Annotated in this window: 27 protein-coding genes; 2 read left to right on the top strand and 25 right to left on the bottom strand. The window is 50.7% G+C overall.

Annotation, left to right across the window (positions count from 1 at the left end; genetic code table 11):
- The 4 genes from rlmB to cysE all read right to left on the bottom strand — a co-directional run bounded on the left by rlmB (position 1) and on the right by cysE (position 3,435).
- Positions 1 to 753 carry a 23S rRNA (guanosine(2251)-2'-O)-methyltransferase RlmB gene (rlmB, locus tag PLA01S_RS28235; protein WP_113061177.1) on the bottom strand — a complete coding sequence of 251 codons (753 nt, stop codon included), beginning with the start codon at positions 751 to 753 and terminating at the stop codon, positions 1 to 3.
- An 87-nt stretch (positions 754 to 840) separates the two neighbouring features.
- Entirely contained in the window at positions 841 to 1,284 is a 444-nt protein-coding gene (locus tag PLA01S_RS28230; RefSeq protein ID WP_127595272.1) for a Mini-ribonuclease 3, read from the bottom strand.
- Complete coding sequence (gene cysS, locus PLA01S_RS28225; RefSeq protein ID WP_127595269.1) at positions 1,281 to 2,687, bottom strand: cysteine--tRNA ligase; 1,407 nt, start codon at positions 2,685 to 2,687, stop codon at positions 1,281 to 1,283. Before cysS ends, PLA01S_RS28230 begins: the two co-directional genes overlap by 4 nt.
- Positions 2,688 to 2,745: 58 nt before the next feature.
- The gene (cysE, locus tag PLA01S_RS28220) at positions 2,746 to 3,435 is read right to left on the bottom strand and encodes a serine O-acetyltransferase (RefSeq protein WP_100541559.1); all 690 of its coding nucleotides are present in this window, start codon (positions 3,433 to 3,435) and stop codon (positions 2,746 to 2,748) included.
- A 181-nt stretch (positions 3,436 to 3,616) separates the two neighbouring features.
- On the opposite strand from cysE, the gene PLA01S_RS28215 reads away from it, so the two are divergent.
- Positions 3,617 to 3,862 carry a hypothetical protein gene (locus tag PLA01S_RS28215; RefSeq protein WP_127595266.1) on the top strand — a complete coding sequence of 82 codons (246 nt, stop codon included), beginning with the start codon at positions 3,617 to 3,619 and terminating at the stop codon, positions 3,860 to 3,862.
- A 253-nt stretch (positions 3,863 to 4,115) separates the two neighbouring features.
- On the opposite strand, the gene gltX is transcribed toward PLA01S_RS28215, so the two are convergent.
- The 4 genes from gltX to PLA01S_RS28195 all read right to left on the bottom strand — a co-directional run bounded on the left by gltX (position 4,116) and on the right by PLA01S_RS28195 (position 7,995).
- A complete protein-coding gene (gene gltX, locus PLA01S_RS28210) occupies positions 4,116 to 5,579 on the bottom strand; it encodes a glutamate--tRNA ligase (protein WP_127595263.1) in 1,464 nt (487 codons plus the stop codon).
- 69 nt (positions 5,580 to 5,648) lie between these two features.
- Complete coding sequence (gene ispF, locus PLA01S_RS28205; protein WP_127595260.1) at positions 5,649 to 6,137, bottom strand: 2-C-methyl-D-erythritol 2,4-cyclodiphosphate synthase; 489 nt, start codon at positions 6,135 to 6,137, stop codon at positions 5,649 to 5,651.
- A complete protein-coding gene (gene ispD / locus PLA01S_RS28200) occupies positions 6,134 to 6,829 on the bottom strand; it encodes a 2-C-methyl-D-erythritol 4-phosphate cytidylyltransferase (RefSeq protein ID WP_127595256.1) in 696 nt (231 codons plus the stop codon). The genes ispF and ispD overlap by 4 nt, the downstream gene beginning before the upstream one ends.
- A gap of 77 nt (positions 6,830 to 6,906) precedes the next feature.
- A complete protein-coding gene (locus PLA01S_RS28195; RefSeq protein WP_127595254.1) occupies positions 6,907 to 7,995 on the bottom strand; it encodes a PIN/TRAM domain-containing protein in 1,089 nt (362 codons plus the stop codon).
- 280 nt (positions 7,996 to 8,275) lie between these two features.
- Here PLA01S_RS28195 and PLA01S_RS28190 point away from each other — a divergent pair, with 280 nt between their 5' ends.
- Entirely contained in the window at positions 8,276 to 8,671 is a 396-nt protein-coding gene (locus PLA01S_RS28190) for a nucleoside triphosphate pyrophosphohydrolase family protein (RefSeq protein ID WP_071221035.1), read from the top strand.
- A 123-nt stretch (positions 8,672 to 8,794) separates the two neighbouring features.
- Here PLA01S_RS28190 and pssA read toward each other — a convergent pair whose 3' ends face one another.
- From pssA to PLA01S_RS28105, 17 genes are all read right to left on the bottom strand, one after another.
- On the bottom strand, positions 8,795 to 9,529 hold the full coding sequence (gene pssA, locus PLA01S_RS28185; protein WP_164817531.1) for a CDP-diacylglycerol--serine O-phosphatidyltransferase: 735 nt from the start codon (positions 9,527 to 9,529) through the stop codon (positions 8,795 to 8,797).
- A gap of 49 nt (positions 9,530 to 9,578) precedes the next feature.
- Positions 9,579 to 10,655, bottom strand: coding sequence for a DNA integrity scanning diadenylate cyclase DisA (disA, locus tag PLA01S_RS28180; RefSeq protein WP_009594677.1), 1,077 nt, complete (start codon positions 10,653 to 10,655; stop codon positions 9,579 to 9,581).
- A gap of 13 nt (positions 10,656 to 10,668) precedes the next feature.
- On the bottom strand, positions 10,669 to 12,036 hold the full coding sequence (gene radA, locus PLA01S_RS28175; RefSeq protein ID WP_009594669.1) for a DNA repair protein RadA: 1,368 nt from the start codon (positions 12,034 to 12,036) through the stop codon (positions 10,669 to 10,671).
- A gap of 396 nt (positions 12,037 to 12,432) precedes the next feature.
- Positions 12,433 to 14,892: an ATP-dependent protease ATP-binding subunit ClpC gene (gene clpC / locus PLA01S_RS28170; protein WP_100541566.1), complete on the bottom strand. Its 2,460-nt coding sequence runs from the start codon at positions 14,890 to 14,892 to the stop codon at positions 12,433 to 12,435.
- A gap of 110 nt (positions 14,893 to 15,002) precedes the next feature.
- Positions 15,003 to 16,067 (bottom strand): protein-arginine kinase McsB, encoded by a 1,065-nt coding sequence (mcsB, locus tag PLA01S_RS28165; protein ID WP_127595252.1) that lies wholly within the window; start codon positions 16,065 to 16,067, stop codon positions 15,003 to 15,005.
- A gap of 38 nt (positions 16,068 to 16,105) precedes the next feature.
- Complete coding sequence (gene mcsA, locus PLA01S_RS28160) at positions 16,106 to 16,630, bottom strand: protein-arginine kinase activator protein McsA (protein WP_100541568.1); 525 nt, start codon at positions 16,628 to 16,630, stop codon at positions 16,106 to 16,108.
- 24 nt (positions 16,631 to 16,654) lie between these two features.
- Complete coding sequence (locus tag PLA01S_RS28155; RefSeq protein WP_071221042.1) at positions 16,655 to 17,116, bottom strand: CtsR family transcriptional regulator; 462 nt, start codon at positions 17,114 to 17,116, stop codon at positions 16,655 to 16,657.
- 359 nt (positions 17,117 to 17,475) lie between these two features.
- Positions 17,476 to 18,192, bottom strand: a complete 717-nt coding sequence (locus PLA01S_RS28150) for a GntR family transcriptional regulator (RefSeq protein WP_127595250.1) — start codon at positions 18,190 to 18,192, stop codon at positions 17,476 to 17,478.
- A gap of 8 nt (positions 18,193 to 18,200) precedes the next feature.
- Positions 18,201 to 19,217: a sugar kinase gene (locus tag PLA01S_RS28145; RefSeq protein WP_127595248.1), complete on the bottom strand. Its 1,017-nt coding sequence runs from the start codon at positions 19,215 to 19,217 to the stop codon at positions 18,201 to 18,203.
- Positions 19,210 to 19,965 carry a 2-dehydro-3-deoxy-phosphogluconate aldolase gene (gene dagF, locus PLA01S_RS28140; protein ID WP_127595246.1) on the bottom strand — a complete coding sequence of 252 codons (756 nt, stop codon included), beginning with the start codon at positions 19,963 to 19,965 and terminating at the stop codon, positions 19,210 to 19,212. Before dagF ends, PLA01S_RS28145 begins: the two co-directional genes overlap by 8 nt.
- A 1-nt stretch (position 19,966) precedes the next feature.
- Positions 19,967 to 21,070 (bottom strand): DgaE family pyridoxal phosphate-dependent ammonia lyase, encoded by a 1,104-nt coding sequence (locus PLA01S_RS28135; RefSeq protein ID WP_127595244.1) that lies wholly within the window; start codon positions 21,068 to 21,070, stop codon positions 19,967 to 19,969.
- Positions 21,048 to 22,151: an amidohydrolase/deacetylase family metallohydrolase gene (locus PLA01S_RS28130; protein WP_174819271.1), complete on the bottom strand. Its 1,104-nt coding sequence runs from the start codon at positions 22,149 to 22,151 to the stop codon at positions 21,048 to 21,050. Before PLA01S_RS28130 ends, PLA01S_RS28135 begins: the two co-directional genes overlap by 23 nt.
- A 333-nt stretch (positions 22,152 to 22,484) precedes the next feature.
- Positions 22,485 to 23,228: a hypothetical protein gene (locus PLA01S_RS28125; RefSeq protein ID WP_246059898.1), complete on the bottom strand. Its 744-nt coding sequence runs from the start codon at positions 23,226 to 23,228 to the stop codon at positions 22,485 to 22,487.
- Positions 23,228 to 23,929, bottom strand: a complete 702-nt coding sequence (locus tag PLA01S_RS28120; protein WP_174819270.1) for an ABC transporter ATP-binding protein — start codon at positions 23,927 to 23,929, stop codon at positions 23,228 to 23,230. The genes PLA01S_RS28125 and PLA01S_RS28120 overlap by 1 nt, the downstream gene beginning before the upstream one ends.
- A 23-nt stretch (positions 23,930 to 23,952) precedes the next feature.
- Positions 23,953 to 24,318 (bottom strand): GntR family transcriptional regulator, encoded by a 366-nt coding sequence (locus PLA01S_RS28115; RefSeq protein WP_100541576.1) that lies wholly within the window; start codon positions 24,316 to 24,318, stop codon positions 23,953 to 23,955.
- A 45-nt stretch (positions 24,319 to 24,363) separates the two neighbouring features.
- Positions 24,364 to 25,122 (bottom strand): ABC transporter permease, encoded by a 759-nt coding sequence (locus PLA01S_RS28110; RefSeq protein ID WP_127595236.1) that lies wholly within the window; start codon positions 25,120 to 25,122, stop codon positions 24,364 to 24,366.
- The gene (locus tag PLA01S_RS28105; RefSeq protein WP_127595234.1) at positions 25,115 to 26,149 is read right to left on the bottom strand and encodes an ABC transporter ATP-binding protein; all 1,035 of its coding nucleotides are present in this window, start codon (positions 26,147 to 26,149) and stop codon (positions 25,115 to 25,117) included. The genes PLA01S_RS28110 and PLA01S_RS28105 overlap by 8 nt, the downstream gene beginning before the upstream one ends.
- Between the last annotated feature and the right edge of the window lie 559 nt (positions 26,150 to 26,708).

Below are 26,708 nucleotides of genomic sequence, written 5' to 3'. Positions count from 1 at the left end.
CTAACCTTGAAGGCGGCGACGGCGAAGCACTTCGTACATGACGACACCTGCGGCAACCGAAGCATTAAGCGAGTTGATTTTTCCGGCCATCGGCAGTTTCACAAGCACATCGCATTTCTCACGGATCAGACGCCCCATCCCTTTATTCTCATTACCGATAACGATAGCGACCGGTCCGTCAAAAACCTCGGTGTCATACAATTCCTGTACCGCGTCAACGACGGTGCCGACAACCCACACGCCCATTTCCTTCAGCTGATCGATGGTTTGGCCCAGATTGGTCACTCTGGCTACGGGCACATACTCCACTGCGCCGGCGGATGTTTTGGACACCGTTGCCGTAACTTGTGCCGATCTGCGCTTAGGCAGTATGACGCCATGAGCACCCGTGCAGTCTGCCGTTCGGAGAATCGAACCCAGATTGTGCGGATCCTCGATCTCATCAAGAAGCAGCAGGAAAGGCGGTTCGCCTTTTTCCTCCGCAACCTTCAGCAAATCTTCCACTTCCACATAAGCATAGGGTGCCGCTTGGGCAACCACGCCTTGATGCTGAACCCCCGGAACCATCTGATCCAGCTTGCGTTTGTCCACATGCTGAATGACAATGCCCAATTTCTTCGCTTCCGCGATGATCGGCAGGGTCAGATGCTTTTGCGCATTTTCGGCAATCCATATTTTGTTGATCGTACGTCCTGATTTGAGTGCTTCCGTTACGGAGTGCTTACCAGCTACTACTTCCTCTTCTTGCAACATGTAGGTCTCCTCCTGCATATCAGCCGGCGTCCCCTGAAGAAACACCGGCTGTATCGTTTCAATGTTGATGCCATATTGCCCTACGGTCTATTTAACAGACCCCTCAATAAACTCGATGCTCTTCCCGATGAGCTCACGGAGACGGTCCTGCTCCCCCGTATAATATAAATACCCAACAAGCGTCTCAAACGCCGTTGCATGCCGATATTCGAGAACGTCTGCATTTTTGGGGATGCTGCCTGATTTGGCATTGCGTCCCTGACGAACAACATCACGCTCTTCTTCCGTCAGCTCCGGATCCAAAAAAGCCAATATCCGACTTTGTGCCTTCGCCGACACAAATCCTGTTGCCGTCCGGTGCAAGTGATGAGGGCGGAGATTCGCTCTTGAAATCAAAAACTGCCGCACCGCCACCTCATAAATGGCATCCCCGATATAGGCAAGCACGATCGGCGGGATTAACCGGGCGGGCTTTGACGGCGGAAAATCGAACCAGCCTACTGCGAGATCATGATGCTCAGGCCCGCTCATTTACGCCGCCAGCGCATACCTTGCGCCGTATCCTCAAGCACGATGCCTTCGTCCGCCAGCTTGTCGCGGATTTCATCCGCTCGCGCCCAGTTTTTATTCTTCCGGGCTTCGATACGTTCGGCAATCAGAGCTTCAATCTCCTCATCCAGCAATTCATCCGTGCCTGTATTTACGATGCGCAGCACGCCGTTCATATCGTTGAAAGCGCGCAGCACTTCATACAGGTCCGCCGCAGGAATCGAAGCTTCCTTCAGCAGCTGATTCGCCTCGCTGGCCCATTGGAACATGGCGGTGATGGCGTCCGGCGTGTTGAAATCATCCTGCATTTTTTGGTGAAATTCGACAAGGACGGCCGATATTTTATCCGCAACTTCCTGGCTTACGTTATCGTCCTTCGAGCCGATCGCGGTACTCAATCGATGCTCGACATTAGCCGCCGCATTCGCGAGACGGTCCACGCTGTTCTGCGCCTGCTCCATCACCTCATCGCTATAATTCAGCGGGTTGCGGTAGTGGGTGGACAACATGAAATAGCGGATAGCTTCTTTCGTATATTGTTCACGAAGTTCCTTAACCAATACACCATTTCCTAACGATTTCGACATTTTCTCGTTATTGATTCGGATATATCCATTGTGCATCCAATAGTTCGCCAGCGGTTTGCCCGTCAGCGCCTCGGACTGCGCAACTTCGCATTCATGGTGCGGGAACTGCAGATCCTGGCCGCCGCCATGGATATCCAGCGTATCCCCGAGATAACGACGGGCCATGGCAGAGCACTCAATATGCCAGCCCGGGCGGCCGTCGCCCCAAGGACTGCTCCAGTAGATCTCTCCGGGCTTCGCGGCTTTCCATAGAACGAAGTCCTCCGGGTTTTCTTTCCGCTTATCCACCTCAATCCGGATACCGAATTGCAGCTCATCGAGATTTTGCTGGGACAGCTTGCCGTAATCGTCAAATTTGCGGGTCCGGTAGAATACATCTCCCCCGTTCTCATAAGCAAAGTCGCGGTCAATGAGTTCCTGGATGAATTCGATTATGCTCTCCATATTGTCCGTTACGCGCGGATTCAATGTCGCTCTTGGTATGCCGAGACCGTCCAGATCCTCGTAATAGGCGTTAATAAACTTATCCGCAACCTGCTGAACGGTAGTCCCGGTTTGCTCCGCTTTCCGGATCATTTTGTCATCTACATCCGTAAAGTTCACCACGTAATTCACATCATTACCCTGATTCTCAAAGTAAGCTCGAACCACGTCGAAAAAGATCATCGGCCGAGCATTCCCGATATGGATATAATCGTACACGGTAGGACCGCACACGTAGATCTTTACTTTCCCAGGTTCCTGAGCAACAAATGTTTCTTTCATACGGGTTAGCGTGTTATAGATTTGCAGTGCCATAGGGTATCATCTCAATCCTTTCATTCCATCGCTTATTATTCCTTCACGGCTTACGCGCTTACTCTTCTTTGACCGAAGACACAGCAGCCTCGGGTACCATGCCTTGAGGCTGGTTTCGTTTGCTCTCATGAAGCTCCGCCCGGAGCTGATCGATCTCCTTCTGCATCGAACGGAGCATATCCACAATCGGATCGGGCAGATTCGTGTGATCCAGCCGGTCGCGCACCCGCTCCCCGTTCTGTTTCACAATTTTCCCCGGATTGCCGACAACGGTGCTGTTTTGGGGAACAGGCCTTAATACGACTGCATTGGAACCAATGTTACAGTTATCCCCAATCGTAAAGGAACCTAGCACTTTCGCCCCCGATCCGATGACCACGTTGTTACCGATGGTTGGGTGCCGCTTGCCTTTTTCCTTACCGGTTCCACCGAGCGTAACCCCTTGGTAGATCACCACGTCATCCCCAATCTCACAGGTCTCTCCAATGACAACCCCCATCCCATGGTCAATGAACAGCCGATGCCCAATACGGGCTCCCGGATGAATCTCGATCCCTGTCATAAACCGGCTGAACTGGGATATCAACCGGGCCAGCGTATACCATCGCCGCTTAAATAATGCATGAGCTACCCGGTGCGCCCACAGTGCGTGAAGCCCCGAGTAGGTGAATACCACTTCAAAAAGTCCCCGGGCAGCCGGGTCATTCTCGAACACTGTCCGAATATCCGATTTCATCTGTTTAAACATGAACGCTCCCTCTTTCCCCTCTTCCAATCGCGCATGCAACTTGCTATCCATCGTTATTCCTGTAAATAAAAAACGCCCCTGCAGCTTATCGCTGCAGAGGCGCTAGACCGCGGTTCCACTCTGCTTAGAACCGGCACAAGCTTCCTCCCTTCGTCAGGGACGGATTCTACCGATTCTCTTCATGTCATTAACGGCAGACGACCGGCATGATCTAACGATTGTGTTCGCTTCAACCATGCAGCTCACAGGTGCATTTCCGCTGCAGGCGACGGGACAACTCTCAGCCGGCAAATTCAAGTGGTCCTTGTCTTCTGCCGATTGTCCTCTCTGGAACGTGCCTGTTTTACGCGTACTTCTCCTGATCGTAGCTTTTAATACGTTTATATTTGTTGATCTAGGTCTAGGTCAGGGTAACAACGCTCTATAGAACGCTGCGCTGACGGATTGTGCTTCCGATCGCTGTTGCCTTCCGATTTCTTTAACGATATTGCTTAGGTGGAAATCGGAAGGCAAAGGCGAACGCTTCGCTTCTCCAGCACAATTCCGTCCTCTCCGCTGCTTCTCCGTATGAGTTGTTGCTCCCGAACCTAGATCAAAGAATATTTCACTTATAGTTTGGTGTAATTATAACTGATCATATACGGGCTGACAAGGAACGTTTATCGGGGAAGCCGCCCGAATTATGCGCCTTTGATCTGAGAGCGCAAACGGTCAAGCACGCGATCCCTGCCCAGCAGCCAGATCGTCTGGTTCAGGTCGCGGCCATGGGTTTGTCCCGTCAAGGCTACCCGGATTGGCATAAAGAGCTGTTTGCCCTTAAATCCGGTCTCCTTCTGGACTTCCTTGATCAGCGCCGCAATCTTCGAAGCGTTAAACTCATCACTCTGCTCGATCTTCGCAAGGAATGCCGACAATACGGCTGGCACCTGCTCGCCGCCCATCACTTCAATCCCTTCGGCATCCAGCTCCAGATGCGTACGGAAGAACACTTCCGACAGATCCACGATATCCGAAGCAGCGGTCATCTGCTCCTGATAGAGCGCCACGAGCGCGCGTGCCCATTCCTCTTGCTCGGCGGTAAGCTCGGACGGCAAACGGCTGGCTTTCTGCAGATGCGGAATGGCTAGATCCGCAATCCGATCCGGATCCGCATTCTTGATGTACGTGTTGTTGAGATGAGCCAGCTTGTTCGTATCGAATACCGCCGGGCTCTTGGACAGACGATGCTCATCAAAGATCGAGATCAGCTGCTCTTGGGAGAACACTTCCTCTTCCCCTTCCGGAGACCAGCCCAGCAGCGAGATGAAGTTGAACAGCGCTTCAGGCAAATAGCCAAGCTGGTCATACTGCTCAATGAACTGGATGATCGACTCATTACGCTTGCTCAGCTTCTTGTGATCCTCGCCTACGATCAGAGTCATATGTCCAAACTGAGGTGGCTCCCAGCCAAAAGCTTCATAGATCATCAGCTGACGCGGCGTATTGGAGATATGGTCCTCCCCACGGAGCACATGGCTGATCTTCATCAGATGATCGTCTAATGCTACCGCGAAATTGTAGGTAGGAATGCCGTCTTTTTTGACGATGACGAAGTCGCCCGTCTCTTTGCTGTTAAAAGAAATCGTGCCCTTCACCATGTCATCGAACGTGTAGATACGATCTTCCGGCACGCGGAAACGGATGCTCGCCACACGGCCTTCAGCCTCAAGCGCTTGGCGCTGCTCTTCCGTCAAATCCCGGTGTTTTCCGGAATAGCGCGGCGTTTCGCCGCGAGCCATCTGCTCTTCCCGCTCCCGCTCTAGCTCTTCCTCCGTGCAGTAGCAGCGGTAAGCAAGCCCTCGATCCAAGAGATCCTGCCAATATTCTTTATAAATATCAAGACGCTCGGTCTGGCGATAGGGTCCGTACTCGCCTCCGACATCAACGCTCTCATCCCAGTCCATGCCCAGCCATTTCAAGTATTTCAGCTGGCTTTGCTCTCCGCCTTCTACGTTGCGTTTTACATCCGTATCCTCGATGCGAATAATGAATTTCCCGTTGTTCTTGCGGGCGAATAAATAATTGAATAATGCCGTTCTGGCATTGCCGATATGTAAATGTCCCGTTGGACTCGGTGCATAGCGCACGCGGACTTCTCCGGTCATTGTAACCCCTCCGCTTCCCTATTCTTTCAAAATTCCTAGCTCAAAAAACTCCCTTATTGAACACATACTTCAAGATGATAGCATACCTTTTACGAGGCAGACAACCGATTGCACGGCGATTCCTTCGCCCCTGCCGGTAAACCCGAGCTGCTCGGTTGTGGTCGCCTTCACGTTAACCTGATCCACCTCGGCATCCAGCGCTTTGGCGATCACTTCCGCCATTTGCGGAATATATGGCGCCATCTTCGGTTTCTGCGCAATTATCGTGGAATCGATATTACCAAGTGTATACCCGCGTTCCTTCGCCATGACCCATACCTGTTCCAAAAGCTTCAGGCTGTCGGCGTCTTTAAAGGCAGGATCGTTATCGGGAAAGTGGCGACCAATGTCGCCAAGCCCAAGCGCCCCCAGGATCGCGTCCGTTACGGCGTGCAGCAGCACGTCAGCGTCGGAGTGCCCGAGAAGCCCCTTGTCATAAGGAATCGTGACGCCTCCGATGATGCACGGCCTTCCTTCTACGAGTTGATGTACGTCAAACCCCTGTCCTACTCGAATCATTCCATGTCCTCTCCCTTACGTTTCTGTAAAAAAGCCGCGTATTCCAGATCCTCCGGTGTGGTGATCTTAATATTGCTGTATTTCCCCTCCACCACGGTTACCGGATGTCCTGCACGCTCCATCAGCATGGCATCGTCGGTGCCTGTAAACCCATCCTTCGCTGCAGCCTCATGCGCGGATAGCAGGTCGGAAAGACGAAAAGCCTGTGGGGTCTGGACGGCCCACAGACTTTGACGGTCCGGGGTGCCTGTAATCAGCCCCTTACCGTTCACCTGTTTAATCGTATCCTTCACGGGAACCCCAAGTACCGAGGCGCCCTCACGGATTGCCGCATTGCGGCAGGCTTCAATTTCCTCTTGCGTTACAAACGGCCTTACGCCGTCATGTATCATTACCCACTCTGAAGAAATTTGCTTGATGCCTTGATATACGGACTGCTGCCTCTCGCTCCCCCCCGGGATTACAGCGGACACCTTGTCCAAACCGTATTCCTGAATCCAGGATTCGCAGCGAGGGACATCCTCCATCCCCGTCACAAGCACAATTTCCTGCAGCCATGGTATCCGGCTGAATGCTTCAAGCGTATGAACGATAATGGGCTTTCCGTTCAGAGCCAGGTACTGCTTGCTCTCCCGGGTGCCCATCCTCGTTCCTTTTCCCGCCGCTACAATGACAGCGCCAAAGTTACTCATCAAGCACCAAACTCCTGTCTCACCCAACACGTCACAAACGGACGAATAGCGGATATGTATATCCCCATCATACCCCTTTACTGGGCTTTTTCCAACAGTTTTGGTTTCGCGAAGATCATCCGGCCCGCCGAGGTTTGCAGTACGCTGGTAACGAGCACCTCCATCATCGTGCCGATGTACTCGCGACCGCCCTCCACAACGATCATCGTGCCGTCATCCAAATAAGCGACGCCTTGACCATGCTCCTTGCCGTCCTTGATAATCTGTACCAAAATTTCTTCCCCTGGCAGGACCACCGGTTTCACCGCGTTGGCGAGATCATTAATGTTCAACACCGACACGCCCTGCAGCTCACAAACCTTATTCAAGTTAAAATCATTCGTAACTACTTTGCCTTGAAGCACTTTGGCCAATTTCACCAGCTTGCTGTCGACTTCGGATATTTCCTCAAAGTCGCCTTCATAAATGAGTACCTTGACGTCCAGCTCTTTCTGGATTTTGTTCAAAATATCAAGGCCGCGCCGGCCGCGATTTCGCTTAAGAAGGTCGGAAGAATCCGCAATATGCTGAAGCTCCTCCAGAACAAACTCAGGAATGACAATCGTTCCTTCGATAAATCCGGTTTTGCAAATATCTGCAATTCTCCCGTCAATAATGACACTCGTATCCAAAATTTTATGTTCCTCTATGCGCCGGCCCTCAGGCTCAGCAGCTTGACTCCACTTGCCCGACATCCACAGGGAAGCCAGTTCATCCTTCTTCTCCAGTCCAATGCGAAACCCGATATAACCGCCGAGCAGCGTAATGCCAACCTGCAGCAGCTGCCCAGCTTGTCCGAGCAAGGACAACCCTGGTGACAGCAATAGAGACAGCAGCAGGCCGCTCAACAGTCCGGCAGTACCCGCAGCCAGCTCATTCATCGGAATCCGAGAGAACGAAGTGATCAGGCTGTGCAGCCATCTCGTGACCCGATCCGCTGACAGCACGCCGATCATGCCAAACAATAATCCTCCAAGCACCGCGAAGGCTCCGCTTCCCGCTGCAAATAAACCTTGTCCAAAAATAGGCGAGAGCCCTGAGAAAGATCGTTCCACTGTATGATATAACGTATACCCGCCCCATGCTCCGCATAATACTGTAAATGCTAAAATAGCTTTTTTTACCATGAGCTTCCGCACACCTCCTTTTTATACCTGAATATCTTTGCTTCTATTTTCCAGTATGGTCCAATTTATAAAGTCGTAATCGTGCCGACCCATCTTTTTTTATTTTATTTCCATATCCCCATTTCCTACCGGTTTCGCCTACCCCCATCAGGCTTTGACGTGTACTAACATCCACCTCACGAATGGAATTGACCGCCTTCAGACACCTGAAATTGGTTGAAATCGCCTGAAGTAGTGGAATATAATGAACTCAATTCATAATATCGAGGTGGATGTATAAATGAGCGCTCCTAGTTTACAGGCTTTTCAGGACCAAGTTTCCGAATTGTTGCTCCGTCACCGCAGTCTCTTGGATGTTCTGTCTAAAAATGGTCAAAGCAATGCTTCAGTCAACCGGGCCGTAACCAAGGCCATCACAGAATGCGGATGCATCGAGCTCCACGCCACGAAGCAAACCTTCGATATCGGCGCTGATCTCGAATCAGCCCGGGAATTAGCCGGCACGCACGTCGAAGGCCATCTGTGCGAGAATTGCCGCGAAGCGGTAAGCACCGAGCTTGGCCGCAACCTATTTTATATGTCTGCTCTTGCGAATCTTCTGGACATTCAACTGGATGAGGTTGTTGTCAAGGAGTCGCAGAAATGCTCCACATTGGGTATTTTTAACCTGTCGTAAAGCCGCTAGCATGATGACGGTTCGGAACGGCAAGGTACTCACATGCATACAAAAAAAGCATTTATCTCGCTGCAATAGCAGGGAAATAAATGCTTTTTATTTGGATATATACCGAAATTCGGCTTATCGGTCAGAGGATTGATAGGCCTCATCTGAATTGGAGTCATCCTTTTTACGCCGTTTTTTTCGGTTCAGCCTGCGAAAATTCTGCTGCAAGCCATACCCTGCATACAGGACCAATGGCAAGAATATCAGCATGGAGGTCTGCTCCGGAAAGAACACGGCAACCATGACTGCGCCAATGATGACGAGCGGGGTAAATTTAATCGCTGTTTTCGGAATGCCAATCTTCTTGAAGTTCGGGTACTTGACTGCGCTAACCATGAGGTAAGAAAGCAGTAATACGGCAATAATCATATAAGGTGCTGTAATCTCTTCATGGAATAACGCCAAGGTTGCCAGCACGCCTCCAGCAGCGGGGATCGGCAGGCCGATAAAATAACCCGGTATGCCCGGACGAACATTAAATCTTGCAAGCCGCAGTGCGCCGCACATCGGAAATATGGCGGTCACTGTCCAAGCCAGTGCGGTATTGATATCCGTAAATGCTACGGTATACATAATGAGTGCCGGCGCTACGCCAAAAGAAATTACATCGGATAAGGAGTCAAGTTCTTTACCGAATTCGCTCTGGCAATTCAAAGCCCGAGCTACCCGACCGTCCAGTCCGTCAAGGAGCATGGCAATGATAATCATAATGGCGGCCATACTCGTTCGACCTTCCGTCGCCAAGATGATACCAATCATTCCGAGAAACAGATTACCTAAAGTAAACATGTTCGGAATTGATTTCGTCATTTTTATATTCACCTCGTTAATGTACGTTCGAACATCGATTGTAGGGCTTTTAGATTTGTCTGTCAATGAATACTTGTTCTTGCAAGCGTTTTAGGCCTTCTTTTATGGTGCGTGCGCGAACCTCGCCGATCCCGTCAACTTCATCAAGCTCATGGATGGAAGCGGTCATAATGCTGGATAAGTCATGGAACTGGTCCACCAGGTTGCGAATGATCACATTCGGAAGGCGCGGGATTTTATTCAAAATCCGGTAACCGCGCGGCAGTATTTCTTCCTCCGAAGCAGCGGCGGAAGCCGGGTAACCAAGAAGCCGCACAATATGGTGAATGTCCAGCAGCTCCTCATCCGTTGAACGCTTGAGCGCGAGAATGATCTCGCGGATCTTCTCCTCGCTGTACTCCCGGGCATAGTCTGCATACAGCAGCCAAGCCTCCTCCTCCATATTGCTCACAAGCTCATCCATCTGCATGCTGATCAAGCGGCCTTCGTTGCCAAGCTCGTTGATATAGCGCTTGATCTCCTTCTTGATGCGGAGCACCATCTCCACTCGCTGAATCACGTTCACGACTTCCGGAATGGTGACCAGCTCTTCAAATTCAGATGCCGAAAGGTTGGTGAGCGATTGATTAAGCACCACGCGGTATCGCTCCAGCGTCTGTATAGCCTGATTGGCCTTGGTTAGGATGACGCCGATTTCCTTTAATGCATACCGCAGCGATCCTTGATACAGCGTAATAATGTTACGGCGCTGCGAGATGGATACAACCAGCTTGCCTGTCTGTTTCGCTACCCGTTCCGCTGTTCTGTGCCGTATCCCTGTCTCGATGGAAGAGATCGAGGAATCCGGAATCAGCTGGGTATTCGCATATAAGATCCGTTTCAAGTCTTCACTCAGGATGATGGCGCCGTCCATCTTGGCCAGCTCGTATAAATAGTTTGGCGAAAAATCGCAGTTAATGGAGAAGCCGCCGTCGACAACTTCCATTACCTCCGGGCTGTAGCCCACAACGATCAGGGCGCCCGTCTTCGCCCGCAGCACGTTCTCCAGTCCGTCGCGAAACGGCGTTCCCGGTGCTACCAGCTTTAGCAAATCATTCATTTTGTCCAGTTGGCTCGTTTCTTTCACCTTCGTATGCCCCCTAATCTAACGCAACCGCTAATGCATCTGCAACGGTGTTTACTCCTATAATTTGTATTCCTTTCGGATGCTTCCATCCCTTCAAACTCTTCTCCGGCATGAGTACGCGCTTAAAACCCAGCTTCTCGGCTTCCCTTACTCTTTGTTCCGCTCTGGAAACGGCGCGAACCTCGCCGGTCAGACCAACCTCGCCAAAGATAACATCATACGGCTTGGTCGGAATGTCTCGGAAGCTGGACGCAATGCTAACCGCTATGGCCAAATCTACCGCTGGTTCATCAAGCTTCACGCCGCCAGCTACATTCAGATAGGCGTCTTGGGTTTGCAGGTACATGCCCATCCGTTTCTCCAGCACGGCAATGATCAGGTTCATGCGGTGGTGGTCCACCCCTGTACCCATCCGGCGCGGTGACGGGAAGTGGGTTGTGGAGATGAGCGCCTGCAGCTCGACCAGAACCGGGCGCGTTCCCTCCATGCTTGCAACAACGGTCGAACCCGCTACGCCTAAAGGCCGTTCAGATAAAAACAGTTCCGATGGATTCCCGACTTCGCGAAGCCCATCCTCACCCATCTCAAAAATGCCAATCTCATTCGTCGAACCGAAACGGTTCTTCACAGCGCGAAGCAAACGGTAAGTGTGGTGACGCTCTCCTTCAAAATAAAGCACACAGTCCACCATGTGCTCCAGCATCCTTGGGCCCGCAATAGCGCCTTCCTTGGTCACATGACCGACCAGAACGGTCGCTATGCCCTTCACCTTCGCCAATCGCATAAAGCGTGCCGTACACTCCCGTACCTGGGATACGCTCCCCGGCGCACTGGTTACCTCCGGCAAATACACCGTCTGAATGGAGTCAATGACAACAAAGCCAGGCTGCACGTTCTCAATGGCTTCCTCGATCGATTCCAGATTGGTTTCACAGAGGACAAACAGCTCCGGGGACAGCGCCCCGAGCCGATCTGCACGCAGTTTGGTCTGGCGTACGGATTCCTCACCGGAAATGTACAGAACGCGAATGCCGTTCTGGGCCAATCGGTTGGAGGCTTGCAGCAGCAGCGTGGATTTGCCGATGCCGGGGTCACCGCCGACTAACACCAGCGAGCCCGGGACAAGCCCGCCCCCGAGCACACGGTTCAATTCCGCAATGCCCGTCTGGATTCTGGGTTCTTTACCGCTTTCTATATTTATGATCGAAAGGGGTTTTTCTTTACTATGAAAAAGAGGGGAATTCATCCCCTGCGTCTTGATTACCGTCTCGGTCTCTTCTACCATGGAATTCCATGATTGGCAGCCCGGACATTTTCCGAACCATTTGGGCGCTTCATAGCCGCATTCGGTACAGAAAAATTTCGTTTTAGTTTTTGCCATGTGAGTCTCCTTTATGTCGCACATCATTTGTCGGATTCCGTAAAACCCTGCAAAATCAGGCATTACTCAAAGTTTACCATTTCTTATAATTCAACGTAAAGGCTAAATGGAAACTTTACGCGAGATGAGAAGGATTTGTTTCAAATTTGAAGGATTGGGGGAGAAACAGCGTTAATTGTTGCTGATTATGAACGAATGAAAACCGTGTCCGCTTCGCTGACGGATCGTTCTTACGATCGCTGTTAAAACCAGGAAACTGGAATTGGAATCATGGTGGTTTCCCGGTTTTAAAGGCGAACGCTGTCGCTTCTTCAGAACGATTCCGTCCTCTCCGCTGGGTTGATACATAAAACCCCGCCGGATTTAAATCCAGCGGGGCGGTGTTGTTGTTCCAACTTATTCAGTTTCGGCTGCTGATGCGGCAGTGACGCTTTCGTTCTTGTTCACCACAAGCTCGCCATTTGCCTCATCGATGACGAGCGAGTCGCCCTTGGCCACAGTACCTTTCAACAGCTCCTCGGAGAGACGATCCTCGATGTGCTTCTGGATAGCCCGGCGCAGTGGGCGGGCACCGAAGGCCGGATCGTATCCTTCCTTGGCGATAAAGGCCTTCGCCTTGTCGGTGAGTTCGAAATGCACCTCGAATTCCTTAAGACGCTTACGCAGCTCGTCGGACATCAATGTCACGATTTCGGCAATGTGTTTTTCTTCCAGAGAGTGGAACACGATGATCTCATCAATCCGGTTCAAGAACTCCGGACGGAAGCTCTTCTTGAGCTCATCCATCACTTTGCCTTTCATGTTGTTATAATCGCGGCCTGCATCCGTCACTGCGGTAAAGCCAAGCGTAGAGTTCTTCTTGATCGCTTCCGCTCCCACGTTGGAGGTAAGAATGATCAGGGTGTTCCGGAAGTCCACCACGCGGCCCTTGGAATCGGTCAAGCGTCCGTCTTCCAGCACTTGAAGCAAGATGTTGAATACCTCTGGGTGCGCCTTCTCGATTTCATCGAGCAGCACAACGGAATATGGTTTGCGGCGTACCTTCTCGGTCAGCTGACCGCCTTCTTCATAGCCGACATATCCCGGAGGCGCTCCGACGAGACGTGATGTGGAATGCTTCTCCATGTACTCGGACATATCGATCCGCACAACCGCATTCTCGTCTCCGAACATCGCTTCCGCAAGGGCGCGTGCCAGCTCGGTTTTACCTACCCCGGTAGGACCCAGGAAGATGAAGGAGCCCATTGGACGCTTCGGATCTTTCAGGCCTGCACGTGCCCTGCGAACGGCCCGGCTGACCGCTTTGACCGCTTCCTCTTGACCGATGACGCGGCTGTGCAGAATTTCTTCCAGATTCAGAAGTCGCTCGGTCTCTTCTTCTTTCAGTTTATTTACAGGAATACCGGTCCAGTTGGCTACAACGTCGGCAATATCCTCAGGAGTTACCTCGGAATCGGTACGTCCTTGTTTTTCTTTCCATTGATTCTTCGTGATTTCAAGTTCTTCGCGCAGCTTCTGCTCCGTATCGCGCAGCGCTGCAGCTTTCTCGAATTCCTGGCTTTGGACAGCTGCGTCTTTCTCTTTGCGGATGTCCTCCAGATGCGCTTCCTGATCTTTCAGATTTGGCGGTATGGTATACGTATGAAGGCGAACTTTCGAACCGGCCTCGTCAATCAGGTCAATCGCTTTATCCGGCAGGAAGCGGTCCGTAATGTAGCGGTCGGACAATTTCACAGCCTGCTCGATCGCTTCATCCGTAATTTTCACACGGTGATGCGCTTCGTAACGGTCACGAAGTCCATACAGAATCTGAATGGCTTCCTCCGGCGACGGTTGGTCCACCGTAATCGGTTGGAAACGGCGCTCGAGAGCAGCATCTTTTTCAATATATTTGCGGTATTCGTCCAGTGTGGTTGCCCCGATGCACTGAAGTTCTCCGCGTGCCAATGATGGCTTAAGAATGTTGGAAGCGTCAATCGCACCTTCTGCACCGCCTGCACCGATCAAGGTATGCAGCTCATCGATGAACAGAACAATGTTACCCGCTTGACGAATCTCATCCATGATTTTTTTCAAGCGATCCTCAAACTCGCCGCGGTATTTCGTTCCAGCAACAACCGAGCCCATATCCAGCGTCATGACGCGTTTGTCACGCAGTGTCTCTGGAATTTCATTGTTAATGATGCGTTGTGCCAGGCCTTCCGCAATCGCCGTCTTACCTACCCCTGGTTCACCAATCAACACCGGGTTGTTCTTCGTACGGCGGCTCAGTACCTGAATCACGCGCTCGATTTCTTTGCTGCGGCCAATGACCGGATCCAGATTGCCTTCCTTGGCAATGGCGGTCAGATCGCGAGCGAGACTGTCCAGTGTAGGCGTGCTTACGTTTTGCGGCGTGCCATGATGGCTCGATACCGCTTCGCTGCTACCGAGCAGCTGCAGCACCTGCTGCCGGGCTTTGTTCAGACTAATGCCAAGGTTGTTCAGCACACGTGCGGCAACCCCTTCGCCTTCACGAATCAGCCCCAGCAGAATATGCTCAGTACCTACGTAGGTATGACCAAGCTTACGAGCTTCGTCCATGGAGAGCTCAATTACCTTTTTCGCTCTAGGCGTATAAGCAATGTTGGTAGGCTGCTCCTGTCCGCGTCCGATTAATGTTTCGACTTCATCCTGAATTTTTTCAAGACCAAGTCCAAGTCCGATCAGCGCTTTGGCTGCAATGCCGTCTCCTTCACGAATAAGTCCTAGCAGGATATGTTCTGTGCCGATATTGTTGTGCCCCAGACGTACCGCTTCTTCCTGAGCCAATGCAAGCACCTTTTGTGCACGTTCCGTAAATCTGCCAAACATCATAGTATTGCACCTCCACGTTTCAATTAATATATTGAACCTCGCGGATTTCGGTGTATCGTCAACTATAGGACGCTTAAACCGTCATCCAACTGTAAAACGAGTATAGATCCTTAATCGTTACCCAATGTTTCTCTGATGAGCTTAGCCCTGTACATGTCGCGTTCGGAAGGAGTCATACCCTCTCCATAGGTCTTCTGCAGAAAGCCCGGCTGCGTCTTCACATTCAGTTCATTCATGACCGGGATTTCCGGACCTTCCAGAAGGCCGAGATCCACACCAAGCCGAACATCCGACAATCGCTGAGCCGCTTCCTTCGAATCCATCACCGCTGCATAGGACAGTATGCCATAGGAGCGCATCACCCGATCCGTAATACGGAGCTTGGATTCACCCAAGAGCCGGGCTCTGGCATTCTTCTCATGCTCAATGATTTGCAGGGCGACGCTGTGAAGATTCTCAATGATCTCGGACTCGGTTTGACCGAGCGTAATCTGATTCGAGATTTGAAACAGGTTGCCTAACGCTTCGCTGCCTTCACCGTAAATCCCTCTTACAGTCAAGCCTACCTGCGATACAGCCGAGAGAATCCGGTTAATCTGCTGTGTCATAACAAGAGCAGGCAGATGCATCATGACCGATGCACGAAGGCCGGTGCCAACATTCGTCGGACAACTCGTAAGATAACCTCGCTTGTCATCAAACGCATAATCGATCTCGGATTCAAAAGCATCATCCAGCGCCGTCGCACGTGCCCATGCCTCACGAACCTGAAATCCGGGATATAAACACTGTATGCGCAGGTGATCCTCTTCATTGATCATAATGCTGACGGATTCATCTTCAGTAAGGATGACGGCACCGTTTCGGGACTCATTCGCCAGATTGGGGCTGATCAGATGCTTCTCAACAAGAACCTTCTTATCCAGCTCATCAATCTCACTTAATTTAATTACATGTAAATCCCCGAAATCCTGCAAATCGTCCTTATTCTTCAGCACATTCGTCAGGCGCTCTAGCACTTCTCCCGACTGCTGATCCGTTGCCAGCAGCGGGAAAGGAAGATGCTGCAGATTGCGCGCCACCCTGACACGGGTGCTGATGACAATGTCGGAATCCTGACCGTTCCCGCGCATCCACTCGCTCAGCGCCGAATCGGTAAACCGGAGATTAGACATCACGCATTCCTCCTACTAAAGTGCAAAATCTTGCCATCTTATCCCTGAGCCATATTTCGCTCCAGCTCACGGATTTGGTCCCGGATCTCGGCAGCCGTTTCAAACTCTTCCTGCACGATCCGAATTTGAAGCTCCTTCTTAAGCTCATCAATTTGGCGTTTGATCTGAATCCGGCCACCCGTACGCTTCGGCACTTTGCCGACATGGGAAGTCCCCCCATGGACTCGCTTAAACAATGGATCCAATCGATCCGAGAAATATTTATAACACGAGCTGCAGCCGAACCGGCCAAGCTTGCTGAACTGGGAATACGTCATACCGCATTCTTCGCATTGCAGCGTCTGGGCCGTTTTTGCACCGGGGCTCTGGCCCTTGCCTGAAGGATCCAGATCCAGAAGACCTGACAGCAAACTGTGTATAGAAAAACCATTCGACGTGCCGGGGATCAATTCCCCTTTTTCACGGGCACAGGTTTCACAAAAATGAAACTCCGTTTTCTCCCCGTTCACAATTTTGGTGAAATGAAGTGTCGCCGGCCGTTTACCGCATTCTTGGCATAACATAATCCGATGCCCCCTTACACAGACTCACTTACCTAATAAAGAAATAAGCATCGCCTTCATAATCCTTGCACGCAGCTCATCCCGATAAGGAAGCTTCACATTGAGGCACTCCCTTGAAATGGCGGCCCGCATCAGGCTGGCCTCTCGCTTCGTTAAAAACCGGGATTCCTCCAGCTGGTAAATCAATCCTTCAGCCACCGTCTGGTCAATCATGCTGCCAATGGTATGATGAAGATGCTGCTGGAGTGCAGTATGCTGGGGAAGCTCGATACGCTGGATGCGTATGTACCCGCCCCCGCCGCGCTTGCTCTCGACAAGAAAGCCCTTCTCCAGCGTGAACCGTGTACTGATCACGTAGTTAATCTGGGAAGGAACGCAAGAAAATTGCTCCGCCAGATCGTTCCGTTGAATTTCAACGGTACCCTCCGGACTTTCCTGCAGTATGCTCTTCAGGTATTGTTCGATAATATCAGAGATATTACGCATTGGTCTGTTCATCCTCCACTGTTTGAAACGTTAAGACGGATAGTGATCTTACACGTCCGCACAGAGCCTTGCTTATACGTTAATTTTAACCATAATCAAAATCGGCGAACCCTCTCGTTGACTTTGACTTTCTTTGACTTTGATCTCATTATAGCACATTTTTTCATTTTGCCAAGGGGGTTCTTCTCAAATGTTCGCGCTTTGCATTTATTCTTATTGTACCCAGTTCTTTGATCGCTTATAGCCTCTTTCCGAAGAACAATTCATATAAGGCAACAAAAAAAGAAGCAGTCTCCATGCCGGGTGAATACCGGTTCGAGGCCACTTCTCCATATCATGCTCTTGTATAGTCTAAACCCTTAGGCGTCATAACTGATCAAGTAGTGCTGTAACTCCGTATTGTAATAGCCGATGCTGTATTCAATGATGCTGCCTGTCCCGTCATAAGAGGATCTGAGCCGCTTTAGTAACGGCGTGCCTATGCTTACTTCAAGCAAGGAGGCAATCTCCTCATTTGCCACGGTCGTCAGAAAACGGTCCCGGAAATTCTCCAGCGTAATTTGACTCTCCTCGATGCGGTCATACAGCGACGGCAGTTCGGTGGAACCGAACTCTTCGCCCATATCCACTTGGGATGACACGTAGTGGGTGTAGTAAATAAAAGGGCTCCCGTCCAGTAAATACAATCGTTCAATAAGCAGGCACCGTTCCCCGAATTTTAAGAACAATTCGCTATCCGGCTCATTGAGTACCCATTCCGTCTTCAGGTGGCGCTTCCGAATCTGATGTCCTTCTTCAACGAGAATTTCGGTAAACAGCTTGCCTTTGGAAAGCTTGGAAAAGGACGTGTTCCGGGTCACAATCGTTCCTACCCCGCTCCGCTTCTCTACATATCCTTCCTGGTACAGCTCCTGGATCGCATTGCGGACCGTCATTTTGCTAACGTTAAATTCCTGTTCCAGCTGCGGCTCGGAAGGAATATGGGAGCCAAGTGGATATTCCCCATGCAGAATCCGATCTTTTATGATCTTCTTGATTTGCAAGTATAACGGACCGTTCTTCCGCGTGATCGACATGCTTCCTCCTACCTTTCCACGTCAGACATGTGATGACTCATTGCCTGAAGCACTTCGCGTTCGTTCGCCGTCGGCGTATCCCCTGTAACGGTATGGGCAAGCATCGCCGCAGCTGCGGCAAAATCAACCGTCCGATTCGGTTCAAATCCCTCCGAGATCCCATGAATCACCCCGCTGGCGTAGGCATCACCCGCGCCGATCCGGTCATGGACGGAAAACGTCAAGGTTTTGGAAAAATGAAACGCTCCATCCGTGTAGAGATAGCCTTGCAGGGAATGGGTGTTATCCCCGTTGATCTTGCGGTGGGTACCCGACGCAACCGTAATATTATACTTCGCTGCCACCTTCGGAATCAACTCCTGCAGCTGTTCATTGCGATCCTCACGGGTCGTCTCCATGCCAAGGATATAGATAGCGTCTTTTTCATTCATAAAGGCGACATCCGCAAGTGACAGCATTTCCTCATAGTGCGGCTTGGCAAACTCGTAGCGGTCCATCCCCCATAAAGAGGGACGATAATTGCAATCGAACACAACGGTTCCCCCGTTAGCCTTAACTTCACGAGCCAGTGTCTTCATTTGGCCCCGTACCGTGTCGTTCATGGAAAGGGTTATACCGCAAAAATGGATCATGTCCATCTTTTCGGCAATCCCACCGAAATCGTACATGGCATCCTCTGCCGTATTAAAGCTGCTGCCCAGTCGGTCCGTATAAGTTACACGTCCGGGTCTTACGCCAAAGCCATTCTCCAGAAAGTACATGCCGACATATTTGCCTCCGCGACTAATGAGCGAAGTGTCGATGCCAAGCTTGCGCAGGTAGGAAATCGCTGCTTCGCCAAGCGGGTTATCCGGCAGCGTGCTGACCAGATAGCCGTTATGACCGAACCTTGCCACAGCCGAGGCGATGTTTACACCCGTGCCGGAGAAGGAGTAATTCAGATGGCTCTCTTGAGCCAAGGAAGCATATCCCGGTACTTGAAGACGCATCATCACTTCGCCATATGCGGCAATCGTCTTAGGCATATTGATCAACCAGCGCTTTTAGCTTGCGGTGCAGCTCTTGAACATCGCTAATGATCGTATCTCCGCTTGCCGAGTCGATAATCGAGGAGTACACGTGCGGGATGACCTGCTGCACTCCCGCTTCGAATGCGATGCGCACGATGGCTTCAAAATTCTCTTTATCAATCCCGCCTGTTGGTTCAAGCGCAAATCCTTCCTCCGCACATGCCTTCGCTACCGCCCGGTACTCATCCTCCAGCTTCAAGCCCTGCATCGGGAAGTACTTCAGTGCATTACCGCCCATGTCGCGCACAAGCGCAATGGCCGCTTTTACAGGTACGATGGCTTTGTCCGACCCGGCAGCACTCACCGGTCCGGTTGAGATATTCACGTAGCCCACTTGACCCGAAGGAGACACAAGGCTGTTAATCCAGCTTTCTTTGCCATCCAGATTGGCACGTGTAGCACCGACCGCCGGGAACACCTGATTGATATGCGTGCCTGGGTAGCTTTTCACAATCTCGGCTACCACCGCAGCTTGACGGTTATCGCCGGCACCCAATCCGATCGATACCGCATCCTCGATAACGGCGCCGTACTCCTTCATTGCAATAACGGCCTCTTGCGCGTTCGGGTAATTTTTGGACAATACGCCGACCAACACATGCCCTTCCGAAGCTTCAAAAATGTCCTTCGCATTCTGAATGCTGCCTGCAAGTACGTTCAGTGCCGCGCGATTTCTGTAAAGACGTTTCTCCATATTTGCCATCTTAGTTTCCCCCTGCAATCTGTTGTATTCTTGTGATAATGACTTGCAAATCATCCCCGGAAAGCGAGCGAGGATCGATATCGAAATATCCCTGACGTACGCCGTAATCCCGGGTGTATACAGCAATATCGCCTTCGCGAAGCTGATCGTTCATAGCCTTGGCACTGATCCCGGCCGCATTTTCATCGACTTTCACTCGCCCTCGGAAGATCGCTCTTCCCGCTTCGTCCTGAACAATGGTGACCTCAATGCCCGGCAATTTGGATAGGGACTTCATTTCCTCCAGCGCCGCTTTCTCCTGTTCACTCTTATCTTCCTTCACCATATACTCGTCCAGCGCCTGGAGCAATCCAAACGTCGTTTCCTTGCCGACCTTCATGCTGCGCCCAATACCATGCAGCTGCGCTTTCACCCACTCCACATATTGACGTTTGCCGCCGACAATGCCGGAGGTTGGGCCCTCAATTGCCTTGGATCCGCTGTATATGGCCAGGTCCCCGTATTTCACATATTTCTGAATATCCTCTTCGGCAGCAGCATCGATGATCAGCGGAAGTCCATGTGCCTGGGCCACTTCTGCCGCTTCTTCAACCGAAATCATATTTTTCTGTACGCAGTGATGGGATTTCACGTACAAAATCGCCGCGGTGCGCTCATTAATCGCTTCCGCGATATGCTCTTTGCGTCCTTCATTGGCATACCCGACCTCAACCACCTTGCCACCGCCCAGATAAACCATCGTTTCGACCGGTGCCCCGTACTGAACGTTATGTCCTTTGAACATGATGATCTCATTCTTCGCGATCGGCTCTTGATGGAGTCTGTCGCTCCGTCTCCGCTGGCCCTCCGTCACGATGCCCGCTACCGACAAGGCGATGCCGCTTGATGCCGAGTTGACAACGACGGCGGCTTCGGAGCCGAGAATGCGCGCGATATAATCGCCTGCCTTGTTTACCAGATCCGCAATTTCCACGTAACTCTGCCCACCGATCCGCATCGCTTCCATGACGGTATCCGTCGGCGCCGATACGCCAAGAATACTCATGCGCCCGCTGGCATTAACCACGCGTTTTAACCCGTATTTAGCATGTAATGAATGATCCATTGACTACCACTCCTCTAGCTTCGATATATCGATCAGCGATTCGGGTCTCCCCTTCGGAATCCGTTAAACTCATAGCCCCCTGCTGCAGTGCAAACAGCGTCAGGTGAGCGGCATCGCCGACTTCAATTCGGCCAAGCTCCGGACGGCGCAACCATCCTGCTGCATGCTCCGTTACCGCTGAAACCACCTCCTGCAGGCTGTACCCCAAATACAGGAACTTCGTCATGACATTAGCCAGGCTGTACACCGGGCCATTGATGCGGTTTCCGCGATAAATATCGGTGCTGATCGTGTGAGGTTTAATCCCTTGGGCTTTCGCATACTCCGCTACCAAGAACGAAAAGCTTGCTGTTCCATGACCCACATCCAGATGAACGCCGCGAGCTATCGCTTCCACCAGGGCAGGGATCGGCTTCCCGTCCGAATCAAATAAATTGTTGGCTTTCCCATTCAAATAATGAGTAATAATGTCGTCCTTCTGAAGCAGCTCCAATACTTCCTTAATCGGCGGTGGCCCTGACCCGATATGTACCATCAGCGGTAGTGACGTTTTCCCGGACAATTTTCTTGCGAGTCGAAGCGGTTCTACCCCATTATCCTTGACTACGCTTTTGCTGATTCTGGCCTTGAGTCCAATGATCAAATCCGGATACGTGCATACCGCCTTTGTTGCCTTCTCGGCATCAATCCATTCCAGACTAGACAACTCGTCGACCCGCTGCAGACCGATATGCGAAATATTCAAAAAAGCAAACACATTCGTCTTGGCCCTTGCAACCTCGGCTGCCAATTCTCCAATCGTATCCGCGCCGCAGCTCCCTGCGTCGATAATGGTGGCAACCCCTTGCTTAACGCCGATCTCGTCGATGGCATCTCCGTAGGGCTCCAGCTTGGCGACGGCATGGACGTGCATATCGATCCAGCCGCTGGACACATATAATCCCGTACCATCGAAACTGTTCGCACCGTGTGCCGTGTTCGCATCCGTTATTTCGGTTATGAACCCGTTCTCCATGACAATGTCAAAAGGTTTATCATCATGCACCGTCTTTACATTGCGTATAATAAAACGCTGTTCCAATATCTTCATAGCTTCACTCCTTCAGCCTTGCCGTACCAGCCTTGGATCCTCTTATCCCGTCGGTTTACATTGTGTAATGAGTATCGTGGTTATAGCATAGCACAGAACGCGCGCTACGTGAATATAACGTTATAATGTTTAAATCACATTTCCGTATTTTATCCGCATCTTACATGATGTTAGGAAGGGTTCCACTCTTGCGGAGTACGGGTATGGTTATGCTTCTAGTTCTGTTTTACCAAAAAAACTGCCCTGGGATAGGCAGTTTCTTTGTTCGTTCTATAGTTTAGACCTTGTTCATTCATCATACCGATTTCCAAGTATCTCTTTTGGTTAAACCTCAACCTTGCGGTCGATGAGGTAAACCGTTGCATACAAGATCAAGGCGGCCAATACCACTTCAAAAGCAAGTGCCCCCCATGCTAATGTATATTGCACTGTCGATACCGTGATGTCTGCTTCTTTCTCAAAAAATGAAATGCTAGCCATAGGTCCGACCCACGCTGCCTCTTCTCCGAAAAGGACTTGGCTAAGCCAGCCAAGTACGTATTGCAATACGAAGAACACCAGAATGCCGATCCAGGTACTGCCCTTCTTCGTGATGCTTCTGGCCACGGTAATTGCAAAAAATATCGCAATCATCAAATAGATGAATTTCCATACCATCAGCAGGGCAAGCCCGACATAATACGAAACGGGAACATCCGCGAGATTGATATTTCCCAAAATGCCCGCCGAGCTCCAATAGTACCATAAATGCACAGCCATCAATATGCCAAGTACCAGCAAGCTTACACATGCCAGTATAAGTGATGAAACCACATTCCACACGGAACGTACGGGGAGTAAACGCCGGTGATATGCCTTTATGTTATAGCCGAAGTTCTTGCCAGCGACCACCAGCAGCAGGACGCTCACCGAGCCGTACGCCAGCATGCTTAAACCGAACATAACGCCAAGCTCCCAGTCTCTGATCGAGCCTGTCACCGTGATCGCAATCTGCACGATGAGTAGAATCGCGAAAGCGCCGAGCAGCGTAGTCGAGTTTCTCTTCCAGTCGTATTTCAACAGTCTCATCATTCCGCATACACCTCTTTAAACATCTCATCCACACTTTTTCCGTGTCTTAGGCGGATGTTCTCCACTTCGTCATGCATGACGACTTCGCCGCCCTGAATAAAGATCACTTCATCAAATATCCGCTCAATATCCCGGACCAAATGGGTTGAAATGATAATGCTGCTGTCTTCGTTGTAGAACTCCACAATCGCATCCAAAATTTTGCCCCGGGCTACCGGATCCACTCCGCCAATCGGCTCATCCAGCATATACAGCTGGGCTTCACGGGACAAGGCCAATGTTAACTGCAGGCGCTCATTCATTCCTTTGGATAAGGAACTGATGCGGTCATGGGTCTTTAAATTCATGAATTCCAGCATATTGCGGGCCTTTTCCACATTAAAGTCCTCATAAAAATCTTTAAAAAATGCCACCGCATCGGATACCTTCATCCAGGATTCCGTCACGGGCCGGTCCGGCATAAAGGAAACGATAGCTTTGGTTTCCAGTCCGACCGGTTTGCCATTCACGTAAGCGCCGCCCGTTGTCGGCTGGATCAACCCAGCCGCAATCTTCATGAGCGTACTCTTTCCGCTGCCGTTGGTGCCCAGCAAACCAATAATTTTCCCTCCGTTGATATCCAGATTAACTTCATGTAACGCTCTGCGGCCACCGGCATACGTTTTGGTCACGTTCCTTACCTGTAACAGATTCTCCACCGTGATTTCACCTCCACTATGGATCATGGCTGCTTCACAGCATCTTCCACGATCGATATGATATCCTGATCTTTAAAGCCAAGCTCCTGCATGCCGCGAATAAAGCGTTCCAGCAGATCGCCAGCCATTTCTTTTTTGATTTCCATAATTTTGGGTTCCTCGCTTGTCACGTATCGGCCCAATCCCCGCCGCGTCTCCACAATACCCTCACGCTCCAATTCCTGAAAAGTTCGCTGCACCGTGTTTGGATTTATTTGAAGCTCACTCGCTAATTCTCGAACCGATGGGATTTTATCACCGGGCTGCAGTTTACCGATGATGATTTCTTTCTTTAAATACGTCATGATCTGTAAATAGATCGGCAGATTATTGTCGAATTCTATACTCACTGTGGGGTTGCTCCTTTCCGCCGCTCTACCTCGAACTCAGGTCCCTTATGCGACATCCCGTTTTTTAAACGTAACAAAGCCTATCGCAAGAAACAAGAGGAGATATACAGCGAGCATCATCATTGAGAATGTTAAACTCATGCCTGGAATCGGGGAGCCTGCACCTCCGCTGTACATGGAAAGATCCACGTTCAGGAACAGCAGGTATTTAGACCAGGAGTAACGCGCAAGCAGCTGTACCACCATACTTTCCATAATGACCATGAACATGCCGATGCCGATTGCAGGACCGGTAGATCTCGTTAGAATGCCTACCATAAAGGTTAGCGTTACATAAACGATCGTATACACCAGGTTATTCAATGCTCCAATGAGCACATCGCCAAGCGTAACGGAGCCGACATCCATGCCGAACGTAATTTGACCTGTCAGCACGGCTGCAGCAAACATGAAGGCCACCAGTGTTAAGATGTAAATCAATACGGCAACGTATTTCGATGCCAAAATCTTGGTGCGGCTCTGTGCACGTATAAGCAGCAATTTGATCGTTCCCATGCTGTGCTCCTTCGCTACGGCTCCTGCCGTCACGACAATGGCAAGCAGGGTCAGCACTTGCCCCATTCCCTTGGTTGTTACTGCTATCTCGGCAAATTCATAACCGGTACTGCCGCCACCGGAAAACTTATAGAGCAAGAACGCCGTGAAGATCACCATTCCGGCCAAAATTACATATGGCAGGAAGAAGCTGCGTTTCTTAAACATTTTGAGCCATTCATTCCAGACGAGATTTCCAAAGCTACGCAATGCGGTTGCCTCCTGTCCATTTTAAGAATTCTTCTTCAAGCGACGATTTGATCTCTTCCACCCGGTAAATCCGTACCCGTGCATCACACAGTGACTGGATCAGCGAAGGAATATCTTCTTCCTGAAGTTGAAGGGTAATGATTCCCTCCTCCAGATGGGTGTTGAGCAATGTGATGTCTTTCAGATGCCTAATGGTCTGTTCAGCCATGGCCACGTCATTCACGCGGAAGCTTACCGTGGTTAACTCTTCATTAACGACCGTCCCTCCGATAGAACGCTCGGTTACGAGTTTACCTTCCTGGATAACGACCACACGGCTGCACATCAGCTCCATCTCCGACAGCAGGTGACTGGAGACAAGAATGGCAATTCCCTCATCCCTGGCGATTTGCTTCAAGTAATCCCGCATCTCGCGGATACCGGCTGGATCCAGACCGTTCGTCGGCTCGTCAAGAATGAGGATGGATGGATTATGCAGCAAGGCCTGCGCGATTCCAAGCCGTTGGCGCATCCCCAAGGAATACGCACGCACCTTCTTGTGAATGGCATCCTGGAGTCCAACAAGCTTGACAACCTCCATGATTCTGGTGATGGTCACTCCCTCGGACATCCGCTGGTACTGTCTGAGGTTGTCATAGCCGCTCATATATGGGTAAAATTCCGGGTTCTCGATGATGCCCCCGATATGGCGAACGGCTTGAACGAAGTCCTTCTTGATACTGTGTCCTTTCACCTGTACATCGCCCTGGGTCATCTCGATCAGCCCTACAATCATCCGAATGGTAGTTGTTTTGCCCGCGCCGTTCGGTCCAAGCAAACCAACGATTTCACCGCGATGAATGTCAAAGGATAGCCCATCAACGATATTCTTCTTTCCAATTGTTTTGGTCACTTGTTCAACGGTAAGAACGACTGGACCATTATTAGACTTCTTATCCGAAGAGCTTGAAGATTGTATCTTATCCTGTAAGTCGGTTGAGGCGTTCTCTATATTGGTTGTTGCTTCATTTGAACCGTTCCCGTTCATGCTTTGCTCCCACTCCTTATTGTATCGGTGTTATAGTTAAATAGTACACTAGTGTTTTGGTTCTGTAAAGCCTAATTTTTAATTCAAAGCTCGTTTAATATCCAATGTTATAATGAGCTGGAGGATAAGACCACATCGATGAAGCCTAGCGAGGAGATTGTAATGGGGGTTATCCGCCACAGTGAACCTATCAGCGTTCCACTTGCAGTGCTGCCTTATGAACAGAGGAATGTTAGGAACCTGGTTGAAGCATAAGTCATAAAGTATATATGGTTGGCAGCTATCCATGAGTGCCCGGACACACCACAGCTCGCAGAGATAACGGAGTGCGCATGATGTACAAATAGGGATATAAGGCAATATAAAGGTCACAAAGGCAAATTATCGCTCATGATTTTATTGTTGGTTCCTGAAACAAAAAAGACGATCTCGGCGGGATCGTCTTTTTAAGTATTAGCTTAATAGCTGGTGCCCATCATAAGTAACTTAGCGCCTGCGTGGAGTAGAACCATCGGTGATCAAGGGGCAACATAATAGGTTACCTCCATATAGGAAAAGG

The organism is Paenibacillus lautus NBRC 15380 (assembly GCF_004000945.1).
GTDB lineage: Bacteria > Bacillota > Bacilli > Paenibacillales > Paenibacillaceae > Paenibacillus_AQ > Paenibacillus_AQ lautus.
The sequence above is the reverse complement of the archived record's forward strand: the minus strand, read 5'-3'. Positions and strand labels throughout refer to the sequence as shown.